Genomic DNA, 965 nt, shown 5'->3' on the forward strand with positions numbered 1-965 from the left:
TCTTTTATCTTACGAGTGACAGCTGTGACCAGTGGATTCCATAGTTGTTCATTATTCCTCAAAACGAGAACATTGGTTCCTACTTCTGCTACCAAAGGTTCCAACCTACCTATCACTTCGGCCTGCTGTGAGGGGTTTTGCTTCAGGATCTTGGGTGTTCCATCTGGCGATGGGTAAGGCAGTGCTTGAGGTGCATAATACTGGATGAACTTTCGAGCAATATCTTTGGTCTGTATTTCCAGGGGTTCACCGCTGTCATCACCCTTTTCAACGGAAAGATCAGCGAGGGATTGAAGGAGAGCAAACTTGTATGTAGCAACGAACGTCCCTTCATCCAGCAATCGTTGGATCTTGACCAGGAACTGGATCTGCTGTTCGGGGGTTGGACGGGGCATGTACCCAGACTAGTTCATGAAAAGGTAGGAATGCAAGGTGGGGTTTTGGATTCAACCATTTCTCAAAAAGTGTGAAAGGAGAGCTTGCCAAGCCATAGCTCAAAGAGCGACGGCTGGAACTAACCACACGGTTTGGACCACGGTTTGCACAGCACCAAAGGCACTTTAACAATCTTCCCCTTAGCTATTCACTGATAGGCTCTTTATACGTCGAGATATTTCCATGAGAGATCGTTACTTAAGTGCAGGCGCTCTGAACACCTCTTTCATATGCCATGAGATATGTTTCCCTTCAGGGTAGTAATTCTCACTAATTGGAAGTTTTATTTGGTTTCCTGAATAATTTCGAAAAAGTTTATCTGCCCAGTATTCACCAATCACATTTTCAGACACCAACAACTTATAATCTGGCGAGAGACTGATCGCGCCGCGATCAAATGCTTTATGGTGAATGGTACATAAAGCAATGCCATTTTGGATTTCATCTGGCCCATTAGCTGCAACCCACTTAATGTGAGCCGCTTCTATCCCAATTAAGGTGTTCCCTAACCTAACATCATACTGACAAAT

General features: G+C 44.7%; 2 protein-coding genes. Both read right to left on the reverse strand.

All coding sequences use genetic code 11. The features are described from left to right. A partial coding sequence (locus P1S46_12270) for an HNH endonuclease (GenBank protein ID MDF1537242.1) occupies positions 1 to 341 on the reverse strand: 341 nt, incomplete at its 3' end. Between the two features lie 288 nt (positions 342 to 629). After that, a partial coding sequence (locus P1S46_12275; protein MDF1537243.1) for an HNH endonuclease occupies positions 630 to 965 on the reverse strand: 336 nt, incomplete at its 5' end.

It is taken from the genome of bacterium, from assembly GCA_029210545.1.
Taxonomy (GTDB): Bacteria; BMS3Abin14; BMS3Abin14; order BMS3Abin14; family BMS3Abin14; genus JARGFV01.